Source organism: Rhodococcus sp. IEGM 1351, assembly GCF_030056875.1.
Classification (GTDB): domain Bacteria; phylum Actinomycetota; class Actinomycetes; order Mycobacteriales; family Mycobacteriaceae; genus Rhodococcus_F; species Rhodococcus_F opacus.
The window spans coordinates 1-208 of the sequence record NZ_JASHKU010000205.1; the positions used below are offsets into that span (position 1 = coordinate 1).

The window sequence follows — 208 nt, forward strand, 5'->3', positions numbered from 1 at the left end:
GATCTCGGCGGCCCGAGCCGCACCATTCACGAGCAGGGTGTCGAGGACGACATGGCGGGGCTCGAACACCGCGTCGGGGGGGGTGTCGGGGTGGGGGGGGGGCTGGGGGTGCGGGGGGGTGCCGGGCGGGCGGTCCGGGAGAGCGGGGTCGGGTTGCACCGTCGGGTCGCGTTGCAGGGCGCGGTGTCGCCGCGTCGGGGACAGGTGT

The 208-nt window shown here is 76.9% G+C and carries 1 protein-coding gene; it reads left to right on the forward strand.

The features are described 5' to 3' along the window. A partial coding sequence (locus tag QM806_RS41290) for a hypothetical protein (RefSeq protein WP_283295094.1) occupies positions 1 to 208 on the forward strand: 208 nt, incomplete at both ends.